This window comes from Streptomyces pinistramenti, assembly GCF_020564935.1.
In the GTDB taxonomy this organism is placed as follows: domain Bacteria; phylum Actinomycetota; class Actinomycetes; order Streptomycetales; family Streptomycetaceae; genus Streptomyces; species Streptomyces pinistramenti.
In genome coordinates this window covers 218,560-241,849 of the sequence record NZ_JAJCXB010000004.1, presented here as the reverse complement: position 1 = coordinate 241,849, position 23,290 = coordinate 218,560, and the positions used below count along the sequence as shown (strand labels likewise).

Genomic DNA, 23,290 nt, shown 5'->3' with positions numbered 1-23,290 from the left:
CCGCCCCCTCCCGGCCCGCCCCCCCCACCACAGGCCCAGGAAGGAGACGCCCCATGACCCCCCCCCCGGCCACGCCACCGGCGTCACCCCCCTCGCTCTCACCTGCACCCGCACCCCCTCCCCCCTCACCTCACCAACCCCCGTCCTCTCTCCGGGACTTCTACGAGAACCCGGACGTGCCCGTCGCCTCCGGTGACGCCCGCAGCCTCAAACAGGCACGGCTGCTGGCCCGCGCGCTGGGCCCGGTGCGCGGCGGCACGGCGGCCACCGTCCTGGACATCGGCTGCGGCGACGGCACCGCGGCGGCCACCGCCACGCAGGTGCTGGCCGGTCACCGGCTCGTCGGCGTCGACTGGTCGCAGGACGCGCTGCGCCGCGCCGCGCACCGCATCCCGCATGCCGTACGCGGCGAACTGACCGACGGCGGCCTGCCGTTCGCGGCCGGCTCCGCAGACGCGGTGCTCTTCAGCGAGGTCGTCGAACATCTCGTCGACCCCGACGCGGCCCTGGACGAACTGCACCGGGTCCTGCGCCCCGGCGGCCATCTGATGCTCTCCACCCCCAACCTCGCCGCCTGGTACAACCGCGGTCTGCTGCTCGCCGGAGTCCAGCCCGTCTTCTCCGAAGTGAGCCTGCGCGGTATTCACGGCAGGCCGGGCAGCCAGGTGGTCGGCCATCTGCGCCTCTACACCGCCCGCGCGCTCCGCGGCTTCCTCACCTCCTCCGGCTTCGACGTCGTACGGATCGCCGGGGCTCCGTACCACGACGTGCCGCGCCCGCTGCGCCCCCTCGACCGCGCCGCCTGCCACCTCCCGTCCCTGGCCTCGATCCTGCTCGTCCATGCCCGGCGGAGAAGGGAGTAGGGCGATGCTGTGGTGGGGCGTGGCGTCCGCGCTGCTCGCCAACGTCCTGTACAGCACCGGCTTCGTACTGGAGAAACGCGCCCTGTCCGCGCTGCCCGCCCTGAGCACCCGGCAGCCCGCCCGGGTCGTACGCCACCTCCTCGGCAGTCCCCTGTGGATCGGTGGCGCCCTCTCCCTGGCCGCCGGCTTCGCCGCCCAACTCGCCGTCTACCGCGCCCTCCCCCTCGCCGCGGCCCAGGGCCTGTTCGTCTCCGGGCTCGTTCTGCTGCTTCTGCTGTCGTCCGTGGTGCTGGGCGAACGGACCAGCGGGCGGGAGCGGCAGGGCATCGTGGCGATCCTCGTCGCGCTGGTGATGGTCGTCGCCTCTCTGCGGGGCGGCGACGCCGATACCATCGCCCGCACCGCACCGCCCGGCACCCTGCTCGCCCTCGCCGTACCGTCCCTGGCGGCCGGGCTGCTGCTCTACCGCTCGGCGGAACGACGGGCCCGGCGCCGCCACCGGCTGCCCACCGCCGGCGTCCCCTACGGCGTGGCCGTCGGCCTGCTCTACGGCGTCAGCTCACTGGCCATCAAGGGCGTCTCCGGCCTGCTGGCCTCCCGCGACCTGCCGGGGGCCGCCGTCGGGCTGCTGCGCTCGCCCTATCCGTATCTCCTCCTGTTCACCGGAGCCACCGGTCTCGTGCTGTCCCAGACCGCGCTGCAACGCTGCCGTGCCTCCCTCATCGTCCCCGTCTGCACCACCGTCACCTGCGTCTTCACCGTGGCCTGCGGCACCGTCGCGTTCGGCGAACCGCTGCCGGCCGATCCCGTACGGCTCGCGCTGCGCCTGGGCGGCACCGCCGTCGCCCTGTCCGTCCTGCTCGCCCTGCCCCGCCACGACACCCCCGTCCCACACCCCCCGGACACTCCAGACGACCACCAACCCCCCACCGGAACACCGGAGTTGAGCCATGACCCCCGATGACCCGCTGCTGACGCTCCTCGCCTGCCCGCTCGACAAGGGCCCGCTGTCCCTGCTCGCCGACGGCGCCGCCCTCTACAACCCCCGGCTGCGCCGCCGCTACCCGATCCTGGACGGCATCCCCCAGCTCCTCCCCGTATCGGGCGAGGAGGTCACCGACGCGGAACACGCCGGTATCCTCCGGCGCCTGGCGCCCACTCCCGCCGCCGACCAGGAGGCAGGCTCGTGACGCTCGCCGCCCGGCTCGGCCCGCGGCTGCCGCCCCGATTCGTATCGGCCGTGGCCGCCGGTCTCTATCCCCGTTTCGAACCCGAGCTGCGGCGGCTGGCCGACTTCTGCCCCCGCGGCGGCACCGCCGTCGACGTCGGCGGCTGGTACGGCCCCTGGACACGACGGCTGGCGCGGCGCGCGCAACGGGTCGTGACCCTGGAGCCCGTCCCCCACCTGGCCCGGCTGATCGCCTCCGTCACCCCGCCGCACGTCGATGTCGTGCCCGCCGCCGCCACCGACCACGCGGGCTGCGCCACGCTCTGGCTGCCGCCCGGCGGGCGCGGCGACCGCGGGGTCTCCTCGCTCGTACGCCGCGAACTGCACCGCACCACCCTGGACGTGCCCTGCCTCCCCCTCGATGCGCTGAGCCTTTCCGAGGTCACCGTCATCAAGATCGATGTGGACGGCGCGGAACTCGCGGTGCTGCGCGGGGCAGCGGAGACCATCGCGCGGGAACACCCGGCGCTCTTCGTCGAGTTGGAGTCCCGCATCCAGCCACTGACGCCGGTTCTGGACTGGACGGCGGCCCGCGGCTATCGCGGCTGGGTCCTGCCGCACGACCACTGGACCCCACTGGCCGACTTCGATCTGCCCGCTCATCAGTCCCGCACCTCCCACGTCGCCGAACACGGCCTGCTGCGCCGCTCCCTCGCGCCGCACCGCCGCTACGTCAATTCCGTGCTGTTCCTCCCCGACGGCGACCGCCCCGGACCCCCCGGCACCCCCACCGTCCACGACCATGTCCATCATGAACCCCACCACTGACAACGACCCTCCGCACGGCCCCGGCACCCCTGCCGACCTGCCAGGACCCCTCGCCTTCCAGCTCGTTCTGCTGCGCCGGATGGCCGACCACCAGCCGGGCGCCGTCGAGGAGGCGCTGCGCGAACTGGGGGTCTCCCGCGCGGATCTGCGCGAGGCCAACCGCCGCTGGCAGGCCCGGATGCACGCGCCCCGGGCCCGCGGCGGTGTCCAGCCCTACCGCGCCCTGCTCGGCGCCCCCGAATCCGTCGCCACCCGCCGCATCGGCGACCTGACCTGCGAGGCGCTGCTCTGGCCCGTGCCGCTCTGGCCGGACCTGCGCTTCGAGGTCCTCACCGCGCCGGGCGGCGCCGTCTGGAACGCCTGGCTCGTACGCGCCCCCGGTGCCCCGGCCCCTGACCTGCGCACCACCGCCGACCTCACGCTCTGGTCGTGCACGGTCGACGAGGCGGCCCGCGCCTTCGCCCCGGCCCGCCCGATGGAGGGCAGCGCACCCACCCGGTGGCGTCTGGGCTGCACGGTCCCCGACCCGGCGGGCGAACTCCACGACATCGTGCTGGAGTTCACCTGGGGACTGCTCCAGCGCCACCTCAACTGACCGGCGTCCGGCGCCTCTCCCCACCTGCCGGTCCCCGCCCCCGCACCCGTCCCCCGACCGGACCTCTCCAGCGGGCAGCTGAGCACCCGCCCCCACAGGATGGCGATGAGTGGTCCTTGCGAACGCTCCACCCATACCGGCCCACAGGGGAGGAAACTTCCATGACCATAAGCCTCGCCCAATTGCGCCGTTGCTCGGTGGCCGTCGACCTCGGAGCGGCCCGGACCAGGGTGTACGTCAAGAACCAGGGGCTGATCGTCGACGAGCCGACCGTCGCCGCCGTGAACATCCGTACCGGCGCGCTGCTGGCCGTCGGCGCCGACGCCGCCGTGATGGACGGGCGTACGCCGGACTACATCCGCGTGGTGTACCCGGTGGCGAACGGCACGGTGGTGGACATCGACATGGCCCAGCGGCTGCTGCGGCAACTGGTCGGCGACAAGCTGCGCAAGACCTGGCGGCGCCGGCCCACGATGCGGGCGGCGGTCTGCCAGCCGTACGGCAGCGAGCCGCTGGCGCAGCGGGCCGCCGTGGAGACGCTGAGCGGTCTCGGGGCGCGGCGCGTCGAGCTGGTGGACACGCTGGTCGCCGCCGCGGTCGGCTGCGGCCTGCCCGTGGAACAACCCGAGGCGACCATGGTCGTGGTGTGCGGCGCGGGCACCACGCAGATCGCGGTGCTCTCGCTCGGCTCGATCGTGGCGGCCGAATCGGTGCCGGTCGGCGGCAACGCCATCGACCACGCGGTGGTGCAGCACCTGCGCCTGCACCACGAGTTGATGCTCCCTGGGCAGTCCGTCCGCCCGCTGCATCTGATGCTCTCCAGCACCGGTGGGCTCGCCCCGGGCTCGACGGAGGTGCACGGCCGCGACGTGATCAGCGGCCTGGCGCGGTCCGTGCAGGTGGACACGGAGCGGGTCAGGCGCGCCATCGCCACCCCGCTCACCGCCATTCTCGACGCCATCGGAGCGGTGCTGCGGCGCTGCCCGCCGGATCTGGTCGCCGACCTCGGGGAGCGTGGCATCATGCTCGCCGGCGGCAGCGCCCTCATCCCCGGCCTGGAGTCGATGATCCGCCAGGCCACCACGATGCCGGTACACATCGCCGACCGCCCCGACACCTGTGCCGTCCAGGGGCTGGGCGCCATGATCGAGGGCAAGGTGGAACCCCTGCACCTCGATTCGATGGCTCCGTAGCCACGCGGGCGGGCGCGGCCCGCCCGGTGCCCCTACGGCGTCCGGGTGTTCCAGGCCACCACGGCAGGGCGGCCGTGTTCGGTCCCCAGGACGCCGACCGCCCCGGTCTCGAACGTGAACAGCGCGCCGCCGGCGGCCGGAAGCCCCAGCCTGCGGGCGGTCAGCACCCGCAGGAAGTGGGCATGGGCGACCAGCGCCACGTCCCCCTCGTCCGCGGCCAGCTGCGGCGCGATCCGCCCCAGCACCCCGTCGGCGCGGGAGCCGACCTCCTCGGGGGACTCCCCGGGGTGCCCGGCGGGCCCGGGGACGGCGCCGTGGGTGAAGAGGAACCAGTCGGGCCTGTCACGGTGGATGTCGGGGGTGGAGATGCCCTCGTAGCCGCCGTAGTCCCATTCCCGCAGGCCGTCGTCGATCTCGGGCCGGGCGAGGCCCGCCAGCTCGGCGGTGCGCAGCGCCCGCGCCATCGGACTGGCGTAGACATGCGCGATCTTCCGGCCGGCGAGGAGCGGCCGCAGGGCGCGGGCCTGCTCCTCGCCGTCGGCGGTGAGCGGCAGGTCGGTCCAGCTGGTGTGACGTCCCGTCCGGCTCCACTCGGTCTCGCCGTGCCGGATCAGCAGCAGCTCGCTCACTCGCCCTGCGCCTGCTCGTCCTTCTGGGCCTCGGCGACCGATGCGCGGACCTCGTCCATGTCCAGGCCGCGGGCCTGGCCGATGACGTCCTCCAGGGCGGCCTCCGGCAGCGCACCCGGCTGGGCGAACACGGCGATGTTGTCACGGACGATCATCAGCGTCGGGATCGACTGGATCTGGAACGCGGAGGCCAGCTCGGGCTGCGCCTCCGTGTCGATCTTGGCGAAGACCAGGTCGTCGTGCTTGTCGGACGACCGCTCGAAGACCGGGCCGAACTGCTTGCACGGGCCGCACCACTCGGCCCAGAAGTCGATCAGGACGAAATCGTTGCCGGAGACGATCTCGTCGAAGTTTTCCTTGGTGAGCTCTACCGTGCTCATGCGTGCTTCCCTGCTTCCGGTCTGTCGAGAAATGTCCAGTCGGTGTCCAGCTGCGGCAACGAGATCAACCCGCGACGTATTCCGCAGACCGGACCGTCCCGCTCCCCTGCCCACCGCACGCCGTCCTAGACATCCCGATCGGGTGCGAAACCACACGTCGGGAAACACCCGCCCGAGCGCCCTCCCGGACCCCCGGCCGCTCCTCAGATCCAGTAGGGAGCCTCGGGAATCCCCTCGGCCCCGGAGACGGCCGACGACTCCCCGGCCGCCCGCCCGCTGAGCCACGCCAGCAGCCCCGCCAGGGGTCCGCTGACCACCGGGCCGCCGGTGCCCCACTCACGGACCAGCCCGGCATCGGTGGCCTCGATACGCAGCGCCTGCGTACCGTCCCGCCGGGCCTGGGCGGCGACGATGTCATCGATGATCCAGCGCGCGGCCGGCTCCGGCACATCGGCGAACGTGTACCCGGCCGCCAGGTCCGCGTGATGCACTTCGAGTTCCCGCAGCCGCATCGCCACCAGACGCTCGGGCGAACACAGCTCGCCCGTACGCGGCCGCACGTGGCGCAGCCATGCCGGTCCCGGCAGCGCACGCACCGCGGCGTCGAACCGCGCGGCGCTCTCCACGACGTCGTCGACCAGCACGGCCACCGGCCGCCGCGCCCCGTCCTCGATCTCGGCGGCGCGCGCGTCCATGCTCGCGTACTGCGGCGTCTCCACCCCGGTACGCGCCCATTCCAGGAGCCGGCACAGGCTGTCCGCCGCACGGGCCACATGCGTGATGACGTGCCCCCGCGTCCACGGCGGCACCAGGCTCGGCCCGCGCACGTCTCTCTCCGTCAGCCCCGAAACTGTGCCGACAAACCGCTTCGTCGACTCCCGAACCGGCTCCAGCAATTCCCACCCCTGCATGCCACGCCCCTCCCGAGTCACACCCGCCCGATCCACTCACCCAACGAAACAACCCCATCTTCCGCAAAGCGAAATCACCTTGCCGGATTACGGACTACGCAGGGCCGGACGACTCTAGAAACCCCCCACCCGACCGTCAAGCACGCGACCACGCCCCAGGCCCCGAGCGCCTCCTAGGGGCCGGGGCCAGGGTCAAGGCGGTCGCCGAATGGCGTGCCGCGGGCGGCTCACTCCCCCGTCTCGGGCTCCGAGGCCCAGCTGCCCAGGGTGATCTCGGCCGTGATGCCGGGCCCGAAACCGGCCATCAGCCCGCGGTCGCCGTCGAACGCCGACGCCTCGTCGAACAACCTGGCCATGGCGTCGAGCACCACCGCGCTGGCTATGTTGCCGTACTCGGTGAGCGTCGCCCGGCTGAAGCGGAATGCCTCCGGAGGGACGTCGAGGAAGAAGCTGAGGTCATCCAGGATGCGCGGACCGCCTGCGTGGATGATGTAGAAGTCCATCTTCCCGGCGTTCCATTGGTGCTGTTCCGCTGCGCGGCTCAGGGCCGGGGCGAGGGGCTCCATGGTCCCGGGCACCCGCTTGTCGAGCTGGAAGTGGAATCCCGTGGAACGGACCGCGTAGGAGATCCACTCCTCGGTGTTCGGGATGATGTACGAGCTGCTGCGCTCCAGGCGGATTCCGGTGCCGCCGTTGCCCCGCAGCACGGCGGCGGCGATCCCGTCGCCGAACAAGCCGTTGGACAGCAGGGATCCCACGCCCAGGTCGGTGGGCTGGTAGCACAGCGAACAGAACTCGCAGGCGACGATCAGCACGTTGGCGTCGGGGTACGCACGGCAGAAGTCGTGGGCCCGGTTGACGGCCGCACCGCCTGCGGCGCACCCGAGTTGGGCGATCGGCAACTGGCGCGTCTCCGGCCTGAACCCCATCGCGTTGATGAGCCACGAGGTCGGCGGCGGCATCATGAAGCCGGTGCAGGAGACGTAGATGATCAAGTCGATCTGCTGCGCCTCAAGTTGTGCGTGGTCCAGTGCCTGCCGCACCACCGCCGGTACCCGGTCCTTGGTGTGCGCCTCGTAGACGATGCTGCGGGCGTCCAGACCCGGGTGCCGCAGCGTCTCTTCGATCGGCTGGATCAGATGCCGCTTCTGCACCCCGGTGTGTTCGATCAGCCGGAGAACCAGCCCGAGTTGCGGATGGTCACCGTGTAACCGCCGCGCCAGTTCGAGGGTTTCCTCGTTGGTGATGACGTGCTCGGGGACTGCGATTGCCGGCTTGCAGAGAACCGCCATGGACTCCTCCTAGCGGACGGTGCTCCACACGGCTGAGCCCCAAGGGTCGGATGCAGGGCGTTCGCCGGCCGCCGGTTTCCACTGCGGCGGCGTACGCGCGACATGACGCGACACGGCCCACCGGCGCTTCGCGGCGCCGAGTTCCGAATTCCCTGTAGGGCGCGGACGGGCCGACCGTCGGAAGACTGATTTCTCGCCGTATGGGCAGGTGGTGTAGCGCTTGGTTGGCCCTCGCCTCACGCTACGGCAGTCAGGTGACGGCTGCATGTCGGACGGCATGCCGCGCTGCACGGCGGTACGGCCCGTTCCGGTTGCCGCTTTCCGGGGGCTGACGCAGCATCCGTCCCCCTGGTCACGCGCGCGGAACCGGGGCACCCGGAGCCGGATGCCGGCCGGCATACGCACGACCGCCACCGGCCCACGGTCACACGGGCTCACCCCCCGGGCTCAGGCCCTGGAACGGGACGGCGCTGCCCCGCCGACGTTCCGCGTTACCCGTATCCCGGTCCGCGGGCCTGACCCACCGGCATTGCCCGGGATACCGCCGTCACCAGATGACGGGCAGGGCGAGCGGATAACGCCAGATCGAATTCTTGTTCCACTGCACGTCCTCGGCCGGCTTCGCCAGCTCCAGGTCCGGGAAGCGCTCCAGGAGGGTTCCGAGTGCGACCTGGAGTTCCGTGGCGGCGAGCGGAGCGCCGAGACAGTGGTGGCCGCCCCACCCGAAGGTCATGTGGGACGGACCGACGCGGTCCAGATCCAGCTCGTCGGGCCGGTCGAATTTCCGGGCGTCCCGGTTGGCCGTCAGGTAGGAGACGTGGACGATGTCCCCCTTCCGGATCTGGACCCCGCTCAGCTCCACATCTTCGATGGCGACGCGCGGGATGCCGACCCCCTTACGGAAGGGGATGAAGCGCAGCAGCTCCTCCAGGGCCTGCGGGAGCATCTCGGGGCGGGCCCGCAGCATGGCGAGTTCCTTGGGCCGGGTGAGCAGGGCGTAGGCGATGTTCCCGATCTGGTACGTGGTGGTGTCCTGGCCGGTGATGAGCAGCACCATGGCCATCACGGTCAGTTCCCGCTCGTTGAGGAGTTCGTCCCCGTCGCGAGCCGTGGCCAGCGCGCTGATCAGGTCGTCGCCCGGGTTCGCGCGCCGCTCGGCCGTCAGCTTCGCGAAGTAGGCGCGCATATCGGCCTTGGACCGCACCGCGTTGTCCTTGTTGTCGACGCGGGTGTTCATCATGGTCCGCGCGTGCGCGCGCAGTTGCGCGCGGTCGCCCTCGGGGATGTCGAGGACCTCGCAGATCGTGGTCAGCGGCAGGGGGGCCGCCAGGTGCTCGAAGAGGTCGGCGGGGGAACCGTGCTCCTCCATCCGGTCCAGCAGCTCGTCCACCACGTGCTGGGTGCGCGCCTTCATGCGTTCCACGTGGCGTGGCGCGAAGCCTTTGGAGATCAGGCTGCGCAGGCGGCTGCTGGCCGGCGGGTCCATCACGTTGATCGCCTCGTCCTGAACGATGGGTTCAGGAGTCATGCGCGGGAAGTTCTTGCCGATGATGGCGCTGCGGCTGAATCGCCGGTCGGTGGTCACCGTGCGCACGTCGTCGTAGCCGGTGACGAGCCACGCTTCCCCGTCGCCGTGCGGCAGCCGGATACGGGAGACGGGCGCTTCGTTCTGCAGCTGTCTGAGCTGCGGATCGAATTCGAGGGCCTCGGCATAGTCGAACGGGCAGTTCCGCGGGGTGGACGCTGGTTCCATACGGGACTCCAGATAGGGGATCTGATGGGCGATTCGCCGCCTGCTGGGATGGACGGGGCAGAGGTACCCGATCGCCCGTCGAGGCACGCACCGCACCGGCCCAATTGCCCCATATGACGCGAACCACCCGGGAGCGGACCACGCCACCGATCCGCCCCCTCCCGCCTCGTTCAGCCGGCCGGCACGACGTTGACGGCCGGCGCGACGTTGGCGGCTTCCACCGCGGACCGCAGGGCGCGTGCGAGTTCGACGGCGTCGCCCACGGCCCAGAAGTGGGTGAAGAACAGCCGGGGGGTCTCCGTCAGGTGGTGGTTGTGCAGCTCGACGAGCTTGATCCCGCCGCGCCGCAGCAGCCTCAGCACGTCCTGCACCTCCTCGGCGACCATGGCGAAGTCACCGCTGAGCGCGACCCGGCCGCCGCCCACCGGCTGGAAGTTGAACGCGCAGGTCGCCCCGAGCCCGGCGGGCAGAACCAGACGGCCGTCGACGATGGTCTCGCGGCGGACGAAGAGGCACTTGTAGAGCCCGTCCTCGGTGGTTCCCCTGACGTCCAGCGCGGCTTCGACTCCGGCGACGTCCAGGTCGACGGAGCCCTGTCGGCCCGGCGGTCCGGCGGGCGGAGTCCCGGTGCGGTCGAATCCCGCGCGCAGGCCGCGGGCCAGGGCCACCGGGTCGTCGCCGTGCGCGTGGACGTGGGCCCACCAGAGGTCGGGGGTCTGGGCGAGCAGATGCTTGTGGAGCGCGGTCTGCTCGATTCCGTGCGCCTGCCAGGCGTCGCACACCTGCTGTGTTTCGTCCTCGGTGACCACCACATCGCCCATCGCCATCGTGCTGCCGTCGGCGTAGCGGACGAAGGCCACATGCGTGCCCAGCGCAAGCCCCGGCGTGACGAGGACACCGTCGGAGATCACGTAGAGATCCCGGCGCGGGAAGCCCGTGTGGTAGATGGTCCCGCGCAGCATGTTGCCGCGGCGGCCGAGCGCGTTCGCCACGTCCTCCCAGTCCGCTTCTCCGGTGCGCACCGGCTCGACGGCCCAGCGCTCCGCCCCGGCCTCCCTGGCAGGCAGGGCCTGCGCGGCACCCGGCCCCGCCCCGGCCAGCATCGGCGCCACCGCGGCCGCGGCAAGCAAGCGTCGCCGCGAGGTGATTGCCCGTGTACGCGTGCCCTGTTGTCCGTCTCCAGTCATCATCCGATCGCCTCCATGGCCAGATGAAAACATGAGATAACGCCAGAAATGGGTCGAATCGGCGTCAGATAGTCCCTGAATGAACTAAAAAGCTCTCCTGGAAAGCGCGGGAGCCCGCGGGCGGGGGCGTCGCAACGGGCGAGTCGGAGGCGTTGGGGGGCGAAGGGCGCGACACGCCCACAAGCTCTGCCGCGGGCGCGAGCGCAAAGGCCCCGTCACGGTCGCCCGGATTCACCCATCCGGATGCAGCGGCACGGCGGGGCTCCGGATCCGTCGCCCCGGGGGGAACGCCAGTGCGGTGCGCCCGCCTGTCCGTCCGGCGTCCGGCCGGGCCGCCCGGCAGCACCCCACGTGAGGGTGAATTCCCCATGATTCATTGGCACTTGAGCAAGATCTGTACTCAGGATGACCGGGGATCTGCGGCGGGCTCCGGACCTGGAGCCCGGCGAAGGATCCTCAGCCGAGCGCATACCGGCCCGGCAGCGCAAGGCGGTGCGTGAACAGAGCGCAGGCCGCGTCCGGCTCGCAATGAGCACGGGGCACCTGACCACACATGCCGCTTCCTGCGCGGCCCTGCCAAGGGATCCACCGTGCGGTCGGCAACAACGAAACCGCCTACGCCAACAGCCCGCCGCTCCGGCGCGCGGGCGGGAGAATCATGCCCACCACCGACACCATCCGCCCTCTGCACCGTCTGGCATTCGCCCAGCCCGCCGCTCCCCGCCGCACGACCCTGCCCGACGGCAACCCCGCCTGGCTCTTCAGCCGCTACACCGACGTCCGCTTCATCATCAACCACGCCACGTTCCGACGTGCCCCGCTGCCCGCACCGGACGCCGACACCACCAACTTGGTGGACGCCCCCGACGCCGTCGCCAACCAGCACGATGACCAGCATCTCCGGCTGCGCCGCGCCATCCAGCGCGCGTTCAGCCCCCGCGCCATCGCGCGCATGGCGCCGTGGGTGGCCGGCGTCGTCGACCAACTGCTCGACACGCTCGTCGACCACGGCCCGTCGGTGGACCTCGTCACCCACTACACCCAGCCGCTGCCCATCGCCGTCATGCGCAGGCTGACCGGGGTACACGAAGTCGATGACACCCGCCTGCTCCACTGGGCCGAGCACGCCTTCGCCGGCGCCACGACGGACCTGGCGAAGACCGCCGAGGCCACCCAGGAGTTCACCGACTTCACCATCGAGCTGCTCGCCCAGCGGCGGCGTGCTCCGGGACCGGACCTGATCAGCTCCCTCGTCCAGGCCGCCGACGACGAAGGAGGCATCACCGAGCCGCAGCTCGTCAACCTGGTCAGCACGCTGGTGGTGGGCGGCCATGACACCGCGATGACCATGCTCAGCAACTCCCTGCTCTACCTGCTCGACGAGCGCCCCGAGGTATGGGCCCGCCTGGGCTCCGACGAAGCCGCGGCCGGACTCCTGACCGAGCGCATGCTGCACCTGATCCCGCTCGGCGACCCCGACGAACGGCCCAACCCCCTCCAGGCCACCGAGGACATCGAAGTCGGCGGCGTCGCCCTCCGGGCCGGCGAGATCGCCGTCGTCGACCGCGCCGCGGCCAACCGGGATCCGGCGGCGTTCTCGGACGACCCCTTCAGCGACCTGTTCGCACCACTGGAAAACCCGACCCTGGCCTTCGGCGGCGGCCGGCACTACTGCCCGGGTACCTGGCTGGCCCGCACCGAACTACAGCTCGGACTGCACCGACTCGCCGCCCGCCTTCCCGGACTGCACCTGACCACATCGGCCGACGCCGTCGAGTGGCGGCTGGGCACCATCACGCGAAGCCCTCTGCACCTGCCGGCTACCTGGTAACCACCACCGGCCCGCCACGGCAGCCGCCACCGAACAGGCCGCACAGGTCGTCGACGAGCTCCGGGTGCTCGCACCACGGGCGAGGCGGTAGCGCCTGCCAACGAGCGGGCCCCAGGTGCGGTGACCGAACAGGCCGGTGACGCGGGCGGCTGGGACGGTCCCCCATCCCGGCCCGGTGCAGCGGCCAACGTCCTCGACTACGTACCGGGCCGGACGCAGCCTGCCAGCAGGCATCGGTGGGGCATTACGCCGATGACACGAGGGCCTCCTGTCATCGGCGTAGACGTCGCAATCCACACCGCGCCAGAAGGCCCTCACCTCGGTCAAGCACCATGAAAGGCATGTCGCCCGCCACCAACGTGCTGGGACAACACGCCCAGGACTGCGGGCTACCTCGCCCGGGGCCGGGTCACGGCGTCCGCTGGGCGCGTTCGTAGAGCGGCTTGGTGATGGCCGAGGTGAACTGCGGGCCGACGAGGTGACGAGTGCAGGCCGGGTCGTCGTGGCCGCAGGCATGGCCGGCGCTGTTGAGGTAGCCGCTCGTGGCGTTGTCGCCGACCACCGTGCCCAGCCCTGACTTGGGATCGACGTCAGCTATCCGCGGGCCTCCGCTGGAGCCGCCTCCCATCACACACGCGGTGCCCCACTGTCCCTTCGGCTCCGGCCAGTCCGGGGTGCCCGGGTACTCCTCGGCCTGACCGGTGCAGTACGCGAGCCGCGCTCCGGTGTACTCCGCGAGCCCTTCGCGCGCCGGGTCCGAGGCCGCGCGGGGATATCCGAACTGGTGGACCGGACGATCGCCGGGCTGGTCGAACCCGATCTGCTGAGCGGCACCGACCGCGCTCCGGAGTCGTCCGCCCTGCGCATCCGGATTCAGCACCACGAATGCCTGGTCGTACGCGTCGAACTTCTCGGAGTGCTGCGCGTCGTTCTTCAGCCAGGTGGCAGCCGCGACCCCGAGGCGGCCGACGAACTTCCCGTAGGGCGCCTCACCGTCGTGGTACCCGGGGACGAACATCACGTTCGCCGACCACTGGTTGTCCTCGCCGAGGAGGTTGCCGCTGTTCACGCAGTGCCCCGCCGTCACCACGGTGCTGCCGTTGGCACTGTCCACAACAGTGGCGGTGCAGCTGCTGTCCTCACCGTGGTCGGTGAAGAAGAGCCGGCCCACCGTCCGGGGCAGGGCGTTCTGGTTGGTCCACGGCGCACCGTCGGGCCCGCTCTTGGGCGGCTTGTCCGCCGACGGCCCGGTCAACGCCGCGATCCGCTGCGGAGTCCAGTAGTCGAGGACAGCCTTCTGCTCGGCCTTGCTGACCGCCTGCTGATGGACGGCCACTTCCGCGGGGGCGGTCAAGGGCCCAGCTCCCGAAGGCGCAGCCGAGGCGGGAGCCGACAGCGGGATCCCGATGGCGAACATCGCCGCGGCCAGGGCAACCGTGCCTCGTAGGCGCCTACCTGCCGGGCTCCGCGGACCGCCTGCGCGGTCGAATGATGTGGTCATGCCCGGAACCGTACGGAACGGAGGTCAGAAAGCTGTCAGACGACGATCAGCAAACCTTGAGCTACGGAACGGACTTGCGAAGAACGACCCCGGGGGAACGTCGGTACGGCCGGGTGCCCGTACCGGGTCGACGGGCGAGTGCGGACGGCGCACAGGGTCGAATCACGCAAGACAGGACGCGCATCTACGGCCGCCGAGAGGACGCTGAAGAGCAAGCCGTGAAAGTTGGCGATCAAGTCGGCAATCGCCTTCGGGGCGTATGGCCGACGCACGGTTCCCTGCCCATGGAGAGACCCGGGATTCCCCTTCTGAAGGTCGAGTGCCCACTGACCGACATGGTCGCGACCGAGCTTGCTTCCGCGGGCCGACACGGAAAGATCCCCGATCCAAGGTTTCATATGGTTATCGATGAACTTGGTATAGTTCGATCTTGCGTAATCCGATATGTCCGTTAGTGCCCTGGCGGAGTTGTGAGCGTAGGCCGTGAACTTCTCCGCGCCGGGACACTCAGGTTCGACCGGCTCAATAAAGCTCTCCCTCTTGACCCAGCCCGGCGGCCATTCCTATCCGTGACCGTTCACCAAGGCACGGAAGCGCTTCGCCGCAGCTTCCTCGACGCAGCTCTCCCGGCGCCACCGGCCATCTCGGGGGCCACCGACACGCCGGACGAGCCGCGCGGCATGGAGCCAGACTTGCTCGTGCAGGTCTTGATGGGTGCCGTGACAAGCACCGTAAAGGCGCCTTGCGCGGCAACGGTGAGGCGACGAACCTGACCGGAAGTCCGCCCTGTGGCGTTTTCGCAGGGCAGATCGAATTTCGTGAGTGGGGCGGGTGGGACTCGAACCCACGGCCGACGGATTATGAGTCCGCTGCTCTAACCGGCTGAGCTACCGCCCCCGTCACGGCGCGCCGCGCACATTTGTGCGCGCCGTCTGCCGCAGCATAGCCGCTCATACGATCTGTTGCCCGTGAGGGCCCTCGTCCGGTGACCATGCACGCCCAAGAGGACTTCGATCATGGGGTGTTCGGTTCCACGGCACACGAAAAAGGACCCCTTCCGGGGTCCTCTTCCTTCTGCTCCCCCGACTGGACTCGAACCAGTAACCCTCCGGTTAACAGCCGAATGCTCTGCCAATTGAGCTACAGGGGACCGAGCTCCCCCGACTGGACTCGAACCAGTAACCTGCCGGTTAACAGCCGGCTGCTCTGCCAATTGAGCTACAGGGGAATGCTCTGTGTGCCTCGAATGCGTCGCTGTCCGGGCTTCCGGACGGCGCGCGCTCGCTGCGACACATACATTAGCGCAAGCAGGGGGGTGCTCCGCCAATCGGTATCGCCATGGGTGATCACCAAGCCCGCAGGGCAGGCGCGGCACAGCCCGGTGATCCGGTGCACTCGGCACCGGACGGGATCGAGCGTTACCGGTACGCGGCGCGGCAGCAGGGATGACACGGGCCGACTGCGGCGGGTGCGCACCGGCGAGAGGAAAGGGTGGAGCGATGCGCTACCGGCTCACGTTCATCGCGGGACTGGCCGTCGGATACGTGCTCGGCACGCGGGCCGGCCGGGAGCGGTACGAGCAGCTGCGCAAGGGGGCCCGGCGGATCTCGCAGAATCCTGCGGTCCGTAACACCGCGGAGTCCGCGGCGATGGGCGGCAGGGAGGCGGCGACGAAGGCGTTCGACCGGGTTTCGGCCAAGGTCGGGGACCGGCTGCCGCACTCGGTCACCGACCGGGTCCGGTCGCTGCGTGAGCAGCGCACACCCGACCCTGACGACTGGGGCACCAGCAACACCTGAGGCGGCCGTGCGTCCCCGGCTGTCCCCGGGGTATGCCCTGACGCCCCCGCTGTCCGCCGGATGGGGCATCATCTGGGGCCATGGGGAAAGTCGCCGGATTGGACAGTTCGTCCGAGAGCACACGGATCGTCGTCTGCGATACGGACACAGGTGCCGTCATCAGGCAGGGGTACGCGCCACACCCTGCCGAGAAGGGGCCGGAGGTCGACCCGCAGGCGTGGCTGATGTCACTCGGCGAGGCGGCGGGCAACGGCCTGTTGGAGGGCGTGCAGGCGATCGGCGTTTCCGCGCAGCAGCACGGGCTGGTGCCGTTGGACGCCGAGGGCAATCTCGTACGGCCCGCGCTGCTCGGTAACGACAAGCGGGGGCAGAGTGCCGCGGCCGACCTGATCGACTCGCTGGGCGGGCGGAGCGCGTGGGCGCAGGCGATAGGGGCGGTGCCGCAGGCGACGCATCCGGTGACGAAGCTGCGCTGGCTGGCGCGCACCGAGCCGGCGAACGCGGCCCGGATCACCGAGGTCATGCAGCCCCACGACTGGCTGGCGTGGCAGCTGCTGGGGCGGCCTGCGCGGCGTACGACGGACCGCGGCGGTGCTTCGGCCACCGGGTTCTGGTCGGCGGCCGACGAGGCGTACCGGCCGGATCTGGTGGAGCTGGCGCTGGGCCATCAGGTGCGGCTGCCCGAGGTGCTCGGCCCGTCAGGGACGGCCGGGTTCACGCCCGAGGGGCTGCTGATCTCGGCCGGCACGGGCGACACGATGGCGGCGGCGTTCGGGCTCGGTGTCGGGGTCGGCGACGCGGTGGTGTCGCTGGGCGCGTCGGGGTCGGTGTTCGGCATCCATCACGAGGCGCTGGTCGATCCGGACGGCACGATCACCTCGTTCGCCGACGCGACGGGGCGCCATCTTCCGGTGGTGCACACCAGCAACGCGGTCCGGGTGCTGCGCGGTACGGCGGAGATGCTCGGCACGGATCTGGAGGGCCTGTCCGAGCTGGCGCTGAAGTCGTCGCCCGGCGCGTACGGCATGGTGATGCTGCCGTATCTGGAGGGCGAGCGGACCCCTCATCTGCCGCATACCGCCGGGTCGTTGCACGGGATGCGCCGGGAGAGCATGAAGCCTGAGCATCTGGCGCGGGCCGCGGTGGAGGGCATGCTCTGCGGGCTGGCCGACGCGCTGGACGTGCTGCGCGGGCGCGGTGTGGCGGTGCGCCGGGTGTTCCTGCTGGGCGGGGCGGCCGAGCTGGGTGCCGTGCAGGCGGCGGCGCCCGCGGTGTTCGGGGTGCAGGTCGTGGTGCCGCAGCCGGCCGAGTACGCGGCGCTGGGCGCGGCGCGGCAGGCGGCCTGGGCGCTGGGCGCTGCGCACGGCACGCTCGCGCCGAACGACGGCGGCTGGGTCGAGCCGCCGCAGTGGCCGTCGGCCGCGAGCCAGGTCTTCGAGCCGGGCGAGGAGCTGCCGGTGGGCCAGGCGGTGCGCCAGCAGTACACGGCGGTGCGCGATGAGGCGTATCCGGGGGTGTTCGGGCCTGAGGGCTGAGCCGGCGTGGCCGCGGGGTCCGGTGGGGTGTGCGGTTTCAGTCGAGGTAGCCGCGCAGTTGGTCGGCGAAGGCGTGGTCGCGGAGTTTGTTGAGGGTCTTGGATTCGATCTGCCGTATCCGTTCGCGGGTGACGCCGAAGATCCGGCCGATCTCCTCCAGGGTGCGGGGGCGGCCGTCGGCGAGGCCGTAGCGGAGCTGGACGACCTTGCGTTCGCGTTCGCCGAGGGTGGACAGGACGGTGTCGAGGTGTTCGCGCAGCAGCAGGAAGGCGGCGGATTCGGCGGGTGAGGCGGCGTCGCCGTCCTCGATGAGATCGCCGAACGCGACCTCGTCCTCCTCGCCGACGGGGGCGTGCAGCGAGACCGGTTCCTGGGCCAGGCGCAGTACCTCGCCGACGCGTTCCGGGGTGAGGCCGAGCTGGGCCGCCACCTCTTCGGGCGTCGGTTCGCAGCCGCGTTCCTGGAGCATCCGGCGCTGGACGCGGACCACGCGGTTGATGAGTTCGACGACGTGGACCGGGACGCGGATGGTGCGGGCCTGGTCGGCGAGGGCGCGGGACATCGCCTGGCGGATCCACCAGGTCGCGTAGGTGGAGAACTTGTAGCCACGGGCGTAGTCGAACTTCTCGACGGCGCGGATCAGTCCGAGGTTTCCCTCCTGGACGAGGTCGAGCATGGTCAGTCCGCGGCCGATGTAGCGCTTGGCGACGGAGACGACGAGGCGGAGGTTGGCCTCGATGAGCCGGCGCTTGGCCATCCGGCCGAGTACCACCAACTTGTCGAGGTCGAAGGCGAGTTGGGAGTCCAGGTCGGGGGTGCCGGAGAGTTTTTCCTCGGCGAAGAGGCCCGCTTCGACGCGGCGTGCGAGGTCGACCTCGTCGGCGGCGGTGAGCAGCGGGATCCGGCCGATCTCACGGAGGTACTGGCGGAAGAGGTCGGATGACGGGCCGCCGGTGTCGGGGCGGGGCGGCGGCTCGGGGGCGGGGTCGTCGGCGATCGTTTCGGCGGCCGGGGGTTCGGCCTGCTGCGGCACGGTGACCGGGCGGGCGCCTGCCGCTGCGTCCCCGGCCGGCTGGGGCAGGGCCTTCTCGGGCGCGGCCTGCGGGGCGCCGGCCGGCGCGTCGGGGAGCGTCTGGGTCTGCACGGGGCGACCTCCAGGGTGATCGCTGCGAAGGCGGCGGAAAGGCCGGGAGCGGCCGCGGCCGAGCCGCTGTCCGTCCCGTACATCGCGAGTGGCTGCGCGGGGGATGCACGATCCGGGTGACCGGGCGCGCCGCGCTCCGAACTCTCAGGCACCGCTTTCAGTGTGGGGTACGACACAGGCCCGCCACGAGGGGCGTGCGCCCACTTTTTGAGTCCGTTCCGTAACCGGGTGGCTACGTCGGGGTGCGGTGGGAGGGCGCGGCGCGGCGGCCGTATGCGCCCCCGGGAGGGGCGGCTCAGAGAGCGGCGTAGCCGCGTTCGCGGAGGGACTGACCGTACTGCTGGAGGACCCAGAGTTCGTTCTGGACGGCATTGAGGTGCTCGGGGTCGGCGCGTGGGCCGAGGCGCTGGAGGGTGCCGCGGATTTCGGTGACGCGTTGGTTGACGGCGGCCAGGCGGACGGCGACGAGCTGTACGCCGGCGTACGCCTCGTCGGGGTCGCGGCGGGTGTGGAGGGGTTCGACGAAGAGCTCGGTGACCATGGCGCGGACGGTGTCGTCGGGGGCGGCCTCGCGCACCCGCTGGACGTAGCCGTCGTCGGCCGCGCCTGCCGTGGCGCCGCCGGCGTCCTCGATGCAGCGGCGGACCGTGGCGTAGGGCGGGGCGGTGAACTCGTCGATGCCGTAGGCGTCGAAGGCCGGGGAGACGAGGTCGGGGCGTTGCAGGGCGAGCTTGAGCAGTTCGCGTTCGACGCGGTGGGCGGGGCTGCGGAGGTTGAGGGCGGGGCCGCGGGGGCCGGGGGCCGGGCGTTCCTGTTCGGCGGCCCGCTCCTGGCCGCGGGGGGGTCTGCGGCCCTGGTCCTGGCCGCCGTCCCGGCCGCGTTCGCGGGCCCAGCGGGCGAGCTGGCCGACACGGCGGACGACGAACTGGGTGTCCAGGATGCCGAGCATGCCGGCCAGCTGGACGGCCGATTCGTGCTGGATGGAGCTGTTCTTGATGTGCGCGACGATGGGCGCCGCTTCGTCGAGGGCGGCGGCGCGGCCGACGGTGGTGTCGAGGTTGTGCCGGGAGACGAGGTGCCGCAGGGCGAACTCGAAGAGCGGGGTGCGGGACTCGACGAGGTCGGTGACGGCCGTGTCCCCCTTGGCGAGGCGGAGGTCGCAGGGGTCCATGCCGCCGGGGGTGATGGCGATGGAGGTCTCGGCGGCGAATTTCTGGTCGTCCTCGAAGGCGCGCAGGGCGGCCTTCTGGCCTGCGGCGTCGCCGTCGAAGGTGAAGATGACCTCGGATCCGGAGTGGTCCATCAGCAGCCGGCGGAGGATCTTGATGTGGCCTTCGCCGAAGGACGTGCCGCAGGTGGCGATGGCGGTGGTGACGCCGGCCAGGTGGCAGGCCATGACGTCGGTGTAGCCCTCGACGACGACGGCCCGGCTGGTCTTGGCGATCTCCTTCTTGGCGAGGTCGATGCCGTAGAGGACCTGGGACTTGCGGTAGATGGGGGTTTCGGGGGTGTTGAGGTACTTGGGGCCGTTGTCGTCGTCGCGGAGCTTGCGGGCGCCGAAGCCGACGACTTCGCCGGAGATGTCGCGGATGGGCCACATCAGGCGGCCGCGGAAGCGGTCGATGGGGCCGCGGCGGCCGTCCTGGGAGAGGCCGGAGAGGATCAGTTCCTTGTCGGTGAAGCCGCGGCCGCGCAGGAAGCGGGTGAGGTGGTCCCAGCCGGCCGGGCTGTAGCCGACGCCGAAGTGCTGGGCCGCGGCCCGCTCGAAGCCGCGGTCGGCGAGGAAGGCGCGGCCGATCTCGGCCTCGGGGCCGTCCAGCTGCTCGGCGTAGAACTGGGCGGCGACTTTGTGGGCCTCCACCAGGCGGGTGCGTTCGCCCTGCTGGCGGCCGGGTGCGTAGCCGCCCTCTTCGTAGCGCAGGGTGATGCCCGCCTGGGAGGCGAGGCGTTCGATGGTTTCGGCGAAGGAGAGGTGGTCGATCTTCATGATGAAGTCGACGGTGTCGCCGCCCTCCTGGCAGCCGAAGCAGTGGTAGAGCCCCTTGGCGGTACTGACGTGGAAGGACGGGGACTTCTCGTCGTGGAAGGGGCACAGGCCCTTGAGATTGCCGCCGCCGGCGTTGCGGAGCTGGAGGTATTCGGACACAACGGCGTCGATCGGGACCGCGTCCCGAACCGCCTTCACGTCGTCATCGTTGATCCGTCCTGCCACGCGTGAATTCTACGGCCGGGGTCGGACAGTCCCCTCCACGCCTCCGGTTCAGCGGGCGTCGGGGGCGGTGGCCATCAGCTCCACGAAGCGGTCCTGGCCGATGTTGCCGCCGGAGATGATCACGCCGATCCGGGCCGGCAGCGGGTCGACGCGGCCTGCGGTCAGGGCGGCGAGGGCGCAGGCGCCGCTGGGCTCCGTGACGATCTTCAGCCGCTCGAAGGCGAACTTCATGGCGGTGCGGATCTCGTCGTCGCTGACCAGGACGACGGAGTCGAGCAGCTCGCGGTTGACCGCGAAGGTCAGTTCTCCGGGGGCTTCGGTGGCCTGTCCGTCGGCGATGGTCTGCGGGACGGGGATCGTGACGGGCCGGCCGGCCTCCAGGGAGCGGTGGGTGTCGTCGCCCGCCTCGGGCTCCACGCCGATCATGCGGATACCGGGGACGAGCGCGGTGGCGGCGGTGGCGCATCCGGCCATCAGGCCGCCGCCGCCGACCGGGGTGAGCAGCGCGTCCAGCGGTCCGGTCTCCTCGATCAGTTCCAGGGCCGCGGTGCCCTGTCCGGCCATCACGTCCGGGTGGTCGTAGGGCGGGATCAGGGTGAGCCCGCGGTCGGCGGCGAGCTGATCGGCGAGGGCGGTGCGGTCGCCGGTGTAGCGGTCGTAGGTGACGACCTCGGCGCCGTAGCCGAGCGTGGCGTCCCGCTTGGAGCGCGGGGCGTCCTCGGGCATGAGGATGACGGCGGTGGTGCCCAGTTCCCTGGCGGCGAGCGCGACGGCCTGGGCGTGGTTGCCCGAGGAGTACGCGGCGACCCCGCGGCGGCGCTGCTCGGGCGTCAGGCGGGAGAGGGCGTTGTAGGCGCCGCGGAACTTGAAGGCCCCCATGCGCTGGAAGGACTCGCACTTGAGGAAGACCTCGGCGCCCACCAGCGCGTCCAGGGTGCCCGAGCGCAGTACCGGTGTGCGGTGGGCGATGCCCGCCAGTCGCGCCGCGGCGGCACGGATGGTGTCGAGGGTGACGGCCGCGGCGGGGCCGGTGGGCTGGGCGGGGCCTGTGCGGCCACCGGGGCTGAGGCTCATGGCCTCACGCTACGGCAGCAGCGATTCCAGCGGAACCTCCGGATTCGCCAGCTTCTCGACGTCCAACTGGTGCCCGGCGCGGATCAGTTGCTGGACGGGGCCTGCGACGTCCCAGACGTTGACGTTCATCCCGGCGAGCAGCCGGCCTTCGGCGAGCCAGAAGGCGATGAATTCGCGTTTCGCGACATCGCCGCGGCAGACGACCTGGTCGTAGGAGCCGGGCGGGGCGTAGCCGGAGTACTCCATGCCGACGTCGTACTGGTCGGAGAAGAAGTACGGGACGCGGTCGTAGCTGACGTCCTGGCCGAGCATCGCGCGGGCCGCTGCGGGGCCGCCGTTGAGCGCGTTGGCCCAGTGCTCGACGCGTAGCCGGGCGTCCAGGAGGGGGTGGTCGGCGGCCGCGACGTCGCCGGCCGCGTAGATGTGCGGGTCGGAGGTGCGCAGCGCGGCGTCGACGGCGATGCCGCCGCCTGCCGAGCGGTCGGCGAGGGCCAGTCCTGCCTGTTCGGCGAGTGCGGTGCGCGGGGCGGCGCCGATCGCGGCGAGCACGTCGTGGGCGGGGTGTTCCTCGCCGTCGTCGGTGCGTACGGCCAGCACCATGCCGTCCTGGCCGACGATCTCGGTGAAGCGGGCGCCGAAGTGGAAGCGGACGCCGTGTTCTTGGTGCAGGTCGGTGAAGAGGCCGCCGAGTTCGGGGCCCAGCACGGCGTGCAGCGGCGTCGGTGCGGTCTCGACGACGGTGACCTCGGCACCGTAGGAGCGGGCGGCCGCGGCGACCTCCAGGCCGATCCAGCCGGCGCCGGCGATGACGAGGTGGCCGTTGTCCCGGCCGAGGGAGGCGAGGACGCCGCGCAGGCGTTCGGCGTGCGCGAGGCGGCGCAGGTGGTGGACGCCGGCGAGGCCGGTGCCGGGGATGTCGAGGCGGCGCGGTTCGGCGCCGGTGGCCAGCAGCAGCTTGTCGTAGACGATGAGGGTGCCGTCGCCCAGGCGTACGGTCCTGGCCTCGGGGTCCAGGTGGACGGCGGGCTGGCCGAGGTGCAGTTCGATGTCGGCCTGGGCGTACCAGCCGGGTTCGTGGACGAAGACGCTGTCGCGCTCCTCCTTGCCGAGCAGGTATCCCTTGGACAGCGGCGGGCGCTCGTACGGGTGGTCGCGCTCGTCGCAGATGAGGATCACCCGGCCGGTGAAGCCCTCCGCGCGGAGGGTCTCGGCGGCTTTTGCGCCGGCCAGTCCACCTCCGACGATGACGAACGTCTGGTGTGCTTCGACCACTTGCTTCCTCCTCGTTCTCGGTGCCGTACGTCCGCTCGTGCGGCCGTGCACGTCCCCGATCGTCCCCCGGTGATGTGTTCCCCCGGTATGCACTCCCCCGTTCCTCCCGTTTACCTTCCCTTC

Annotated in this window: 20 protein-coding genes and 3 tRNA genes; 9 read left to right on the top strand and 14 right to left on the bottom strand. The window is 71.4% G+C overall.

Going from position 1 to position 23,290, the window contains the following annotated elements; translation table 11 throughout:
* Window positions 1-53 precede the first annotated feature (53 nt).
* The 6 genes from LIU39_RS05500 (at window position 54) to LIU39_RS05475 (ending at window position 4,647) form a co-directional block, all read left to right on the top strand.
* Window positions 54-863: a class I SAM-dependent methyltransferase gene (locus LIU39_RS05500; protein WP_372463809.1), complete on the top strand. Its 810-nt coding sequence runs from the start codon at window positions 54-56 to the stop codon at window positions 861-863.
* Window positions 864-867: 4 nt separating this feature from the next.
* Window positions 868-1,827 carry a DMT family transporter gene (locus LIU39_RS05495; RefSeq protein ID WP_227045196.1) on the top strand — a complete coding sequence of 320 codons (960 nt, stop codon included), beginning with the start codon at window positions 868-870 and terminating at the stop codon, window positions 1,825-1,827.
* Entirely contained in the window at window positions 1,814-2,053 is a 240-nt protein-coding gene (locus tag LIU39_RS05490) for a Trm112 family protein (protein WP_227045194.1), read from the top strand. Before LIU39_RS05495 ends, LIU39_RS05490 begins: the two co-directional genes overlap by 14 nt.
* Window positions 2,050-2,859, top strand: coding sequence for an FkbM family methyltransferase (locus LIU39_RS05485; protein ID WP_227045192.1), 810 nt, complete (start codon window positions 2,050-2,052; stop codon window positions 2,857-2,859). The genes LIU39_RS05490 and LIU39_RS05485 overlap by 4 nt, the downstream gene beginning before the upstream one ends.
* Window positions 2,843-3,454, top strand: a complete 612-nt coding sequence (locus LIU39_RS05480; RefSeq protein WP_227045190.1) for a hypothetical protein — start codon at window positions 2,843-2,845, stop codon at window positions 3,452-3,454. The genes LIU39_RS05485 and LIU39_RS05480 overlap by 17 nt, the downstream gene beginning before the upstream one ends.
* Before the next feature lie 161 nt (window positions 3,455-3,615).
* Window positions 3,616-4,647 (top strand): rod shape-determining protein, encoded by a 1,032-nt coding sequence (locus LIU39_RS05475; protein WP_227045188.1) that lies wholly within the window; start codon window positions 3,616-3,618, stop codon window positions 4,645-4,647.
* Between the two features lie 32 nt (window positions 4,648-4,679).
* On the opposite strand, the gene LIU39_RS05470 is transcribed toward LIU39_RS05475, so the two are convergent.
* The 6 genes from LIU39_RS05470 to LIU39_RS05445 form a co-directional block, all read right to left on the bottom strand.
* Window positions 4,680-5,276: a histidine phosphatase family protein gene (locus tag LIU39_RS05470; RefSeq protein WP_227045185.1), complete on the bottom strand. Its 597-nt coding sequence runs from the start codon at window positions 5,274-5,276 to the stop codon at window positions 4,680-4,682.
* Complete coding sequence (gene trxA, locus LIU39_RS05465) at window positions 5,273-5,656, bottom strand: thioredoxin (protein WP_227045182.1); 384 nt, start codon at window positions 5,654-5,656, stop codon at window positions 5,273-5,275. The genes LIU39_RS05470 and trxA overlap by 4 nt, the downstream gene beginning before the upstream one ends.
* Before the next feature lie 203 nt (window positions 5,657-5,859).
* The gene (locus LIU39_RS05460; RefSeq protein ID WP_227045179.1) at window positions 5,860-6,567 is read right to left on the bottom strand and encodes a maleylpyruvate isomerase family mycothiol-dependent enzyme; all 708 of its coding nucleotides are present in this window, start codon (window positions 6,565-6,567) and stop codon (window positions 5,860-5,862) included.
* Window positions 6,568-6,794: 227 nt separating this feature from the next.
* Window positions 6,795-7,859 carry a type III polyketide synthase gene (locus LIU39_RS05455; protein ID WP_227045177.1) on the bottom strand — a complete coding sequence of 355 codons (1,065 nt, stop codon included), beginning with the start codon at window positions 7,857-7,859 and terminating at the stop codon, window positions 6,795-6,797.
* Between the two features lie 547 nt (window positions 7,860-8,406).
* The gene (locus tag LIU39_RS05450) at window positions 8,407-9,612 is read right to left on the bottom strand and encodes a cytochrome P450 (RefSeq protein ID WP_227045175.1); all 1,206 of its coding nucleotides are present in this window, start codon (window positions 9,610-9,612) and stop codon (window positions 8,407-8,409) included.
* Between the two features lie 170 nt (window positions 9,613-9,782).
* Window positions 9,783-10,802 (bottom strand): DUF1259 domain-containing protein, encoded by a 1,020-nt coding sequence (locus LIU39_RS05445; protein WP_227045173.1) that lies wholly within the window; start codon window positions 10,800-10,802, stop codon window positions 9,783-9,785.
* Window positions 10,803-11,457: 655 nt separating this feature from the next.
* On the opposite strand from LIU39_RS05445, the gene LIU39_RS05440 reads away from it, so the two are divergent.
* Window positions 11,458-12,630 carry a cytochrome P450 gene (locus LIU39_RS05440; protein WP_227045170.1) on the top strand — a complete coding sequence of 391 codons (1,173 nt, stop codon included), beginning with the start codon at window positions 11,458-11,460 and terminating at the stop codon, window positions 12,628-12,630.
* 409 nt (window positions 12,631-13,039) lie between these two features.
* Here the strand turns inward: LIU39_RS05440 and LIU39_RS05435 are convergent, their stop codons facing one another.
* The 4 genes from LIU39_RS05435 to LIU39_RS05420 form a co-directional block, all read right to left on the bottom strand.
* Window positions 13,040-13,984 (bottom strand): trypsin-like serine peptidase, encoded by a 945-nt coding sequence (locus LIU39_RS05435; protein WP_227045169.1) that lies wholly within the window; start codon window positions 13,982-13,984, stop codon window positions 13,040-13,042.
* Between the two features lie 970 nt (window positions 13,985-14,954).
* Window positions 14,955-15,028: transfer RNA gene (locus LIU39_RS05430), tRNA-Ile, on the bottom strand.
* A 180-nt stretch (window positions 15,029-15,208) separates the two neighbouring features.
* Window positions 15,209-15,281 (bottom strand) — tRNA-Asn (locus LIU39_RS05425).
* A 5-nt stretch (window positions 15,282-15,286) separates the two neighbouring features.
* Window positions 15,287-15,359, bottom strand: a tRNA-Asn gene (locus tag LIU39_RS05420).
* A gap of 271 nt (window positions 15,360-15,630) precedes the next feature.
* Here LIU39_RS05420 and LIU39_RS05415 point away from each other — a divergent pair.
* Window positions 15,631-15,930: a YtxH domain-containing protein gene (locus tag LIU39_RS05415; protein WP_227045167.1), complete on the top strand. Its 300-nt coding sequence runs from the start codon at window positions 15,631-15,633 to the stop codon at window positions 15,928-15,930.
* An 80-nt stretch (window positions 15,931-16,010) separates the two neighbouring features.
* Complete coding sequence (locus LIU39_RS05410; RefSeq protein ID WP_227045165.1) at window positions 16,011-17,465, top strand: FGGY family carbohydrate kinase; 1,455 nt, start codon at window positions 16,011-16,013, stop codon at window positions 17,463-17,465.
* Between the two features lie 37 nt (window positions 17,466-17,502).
* Here LIU39_RS05410 and LIU39_RS05405 read toward each other — a convergent pair whose 3' ends face one another.
* The 4 genes from LIU39_RS05405 to LIU39_RS05390 all read right to left on the bottom strand — a co-directional run bounded on the left by LIU39_RS05405 (window position 17,503) and on the right by LIU39_RS05390 (window position 23,167).
* The gene (locus tag LIU39_RS05405) at window positions 17,503-18,714 is read right to left on the bottom strand and encodes an RNA polymerase sigma factor (protein WP_372463811.1); all 1,212 of its coding nucleotides are present in this window, start codon (window positions 18,712-18,714) and stop codon (window positions 17,503-17,505) included.
* A gap of 190 nt (window positions 18,715-18,904) precedes the next feature.
* Window positions 18,905-20,821, bottom strand: coding sequence for a DNA primase (gene dnaG, locus LIU39_RS05400; protein ID WP_227045163.1), 1,917 nt, complete (start codon window positions 20,819-20,821; stop codon window positions 18,905-18,907).
* A gap of 48 nt (window positions 20,822-20,869) precedes the next feature.
* Window positions 20,870-21,895, bottom strand: a complete 1,026-nt coding sequence (locus LIU39_RS05395; protein ID WP_227045160.1) for a threo-3-hydroxy-L-aspartate ammonia-lyase — start codon at window positions 21,893-21,895, stop codon at window positions 20,870-20,872.
* A gap of 9 nt (window positions 21,896-21,904) precedes the next feature.
* Window positions 21,905-23,167 carry an NAD(P)/FAD-dependent oxidoreductase gene (locus LIU39_RS05390; protein ID WP_227045158.1) on the bottom strand — a complete coding sequence of 421 codons (1,263 nt, stop codon included), beginning with the start codon at window positions 23,165-23,167 and terminating at the stop codon, window positions 21,905-21,907.
* Between the last annotated feature and the right edge of the window lie 123 nt (window positions 23,168-23,290).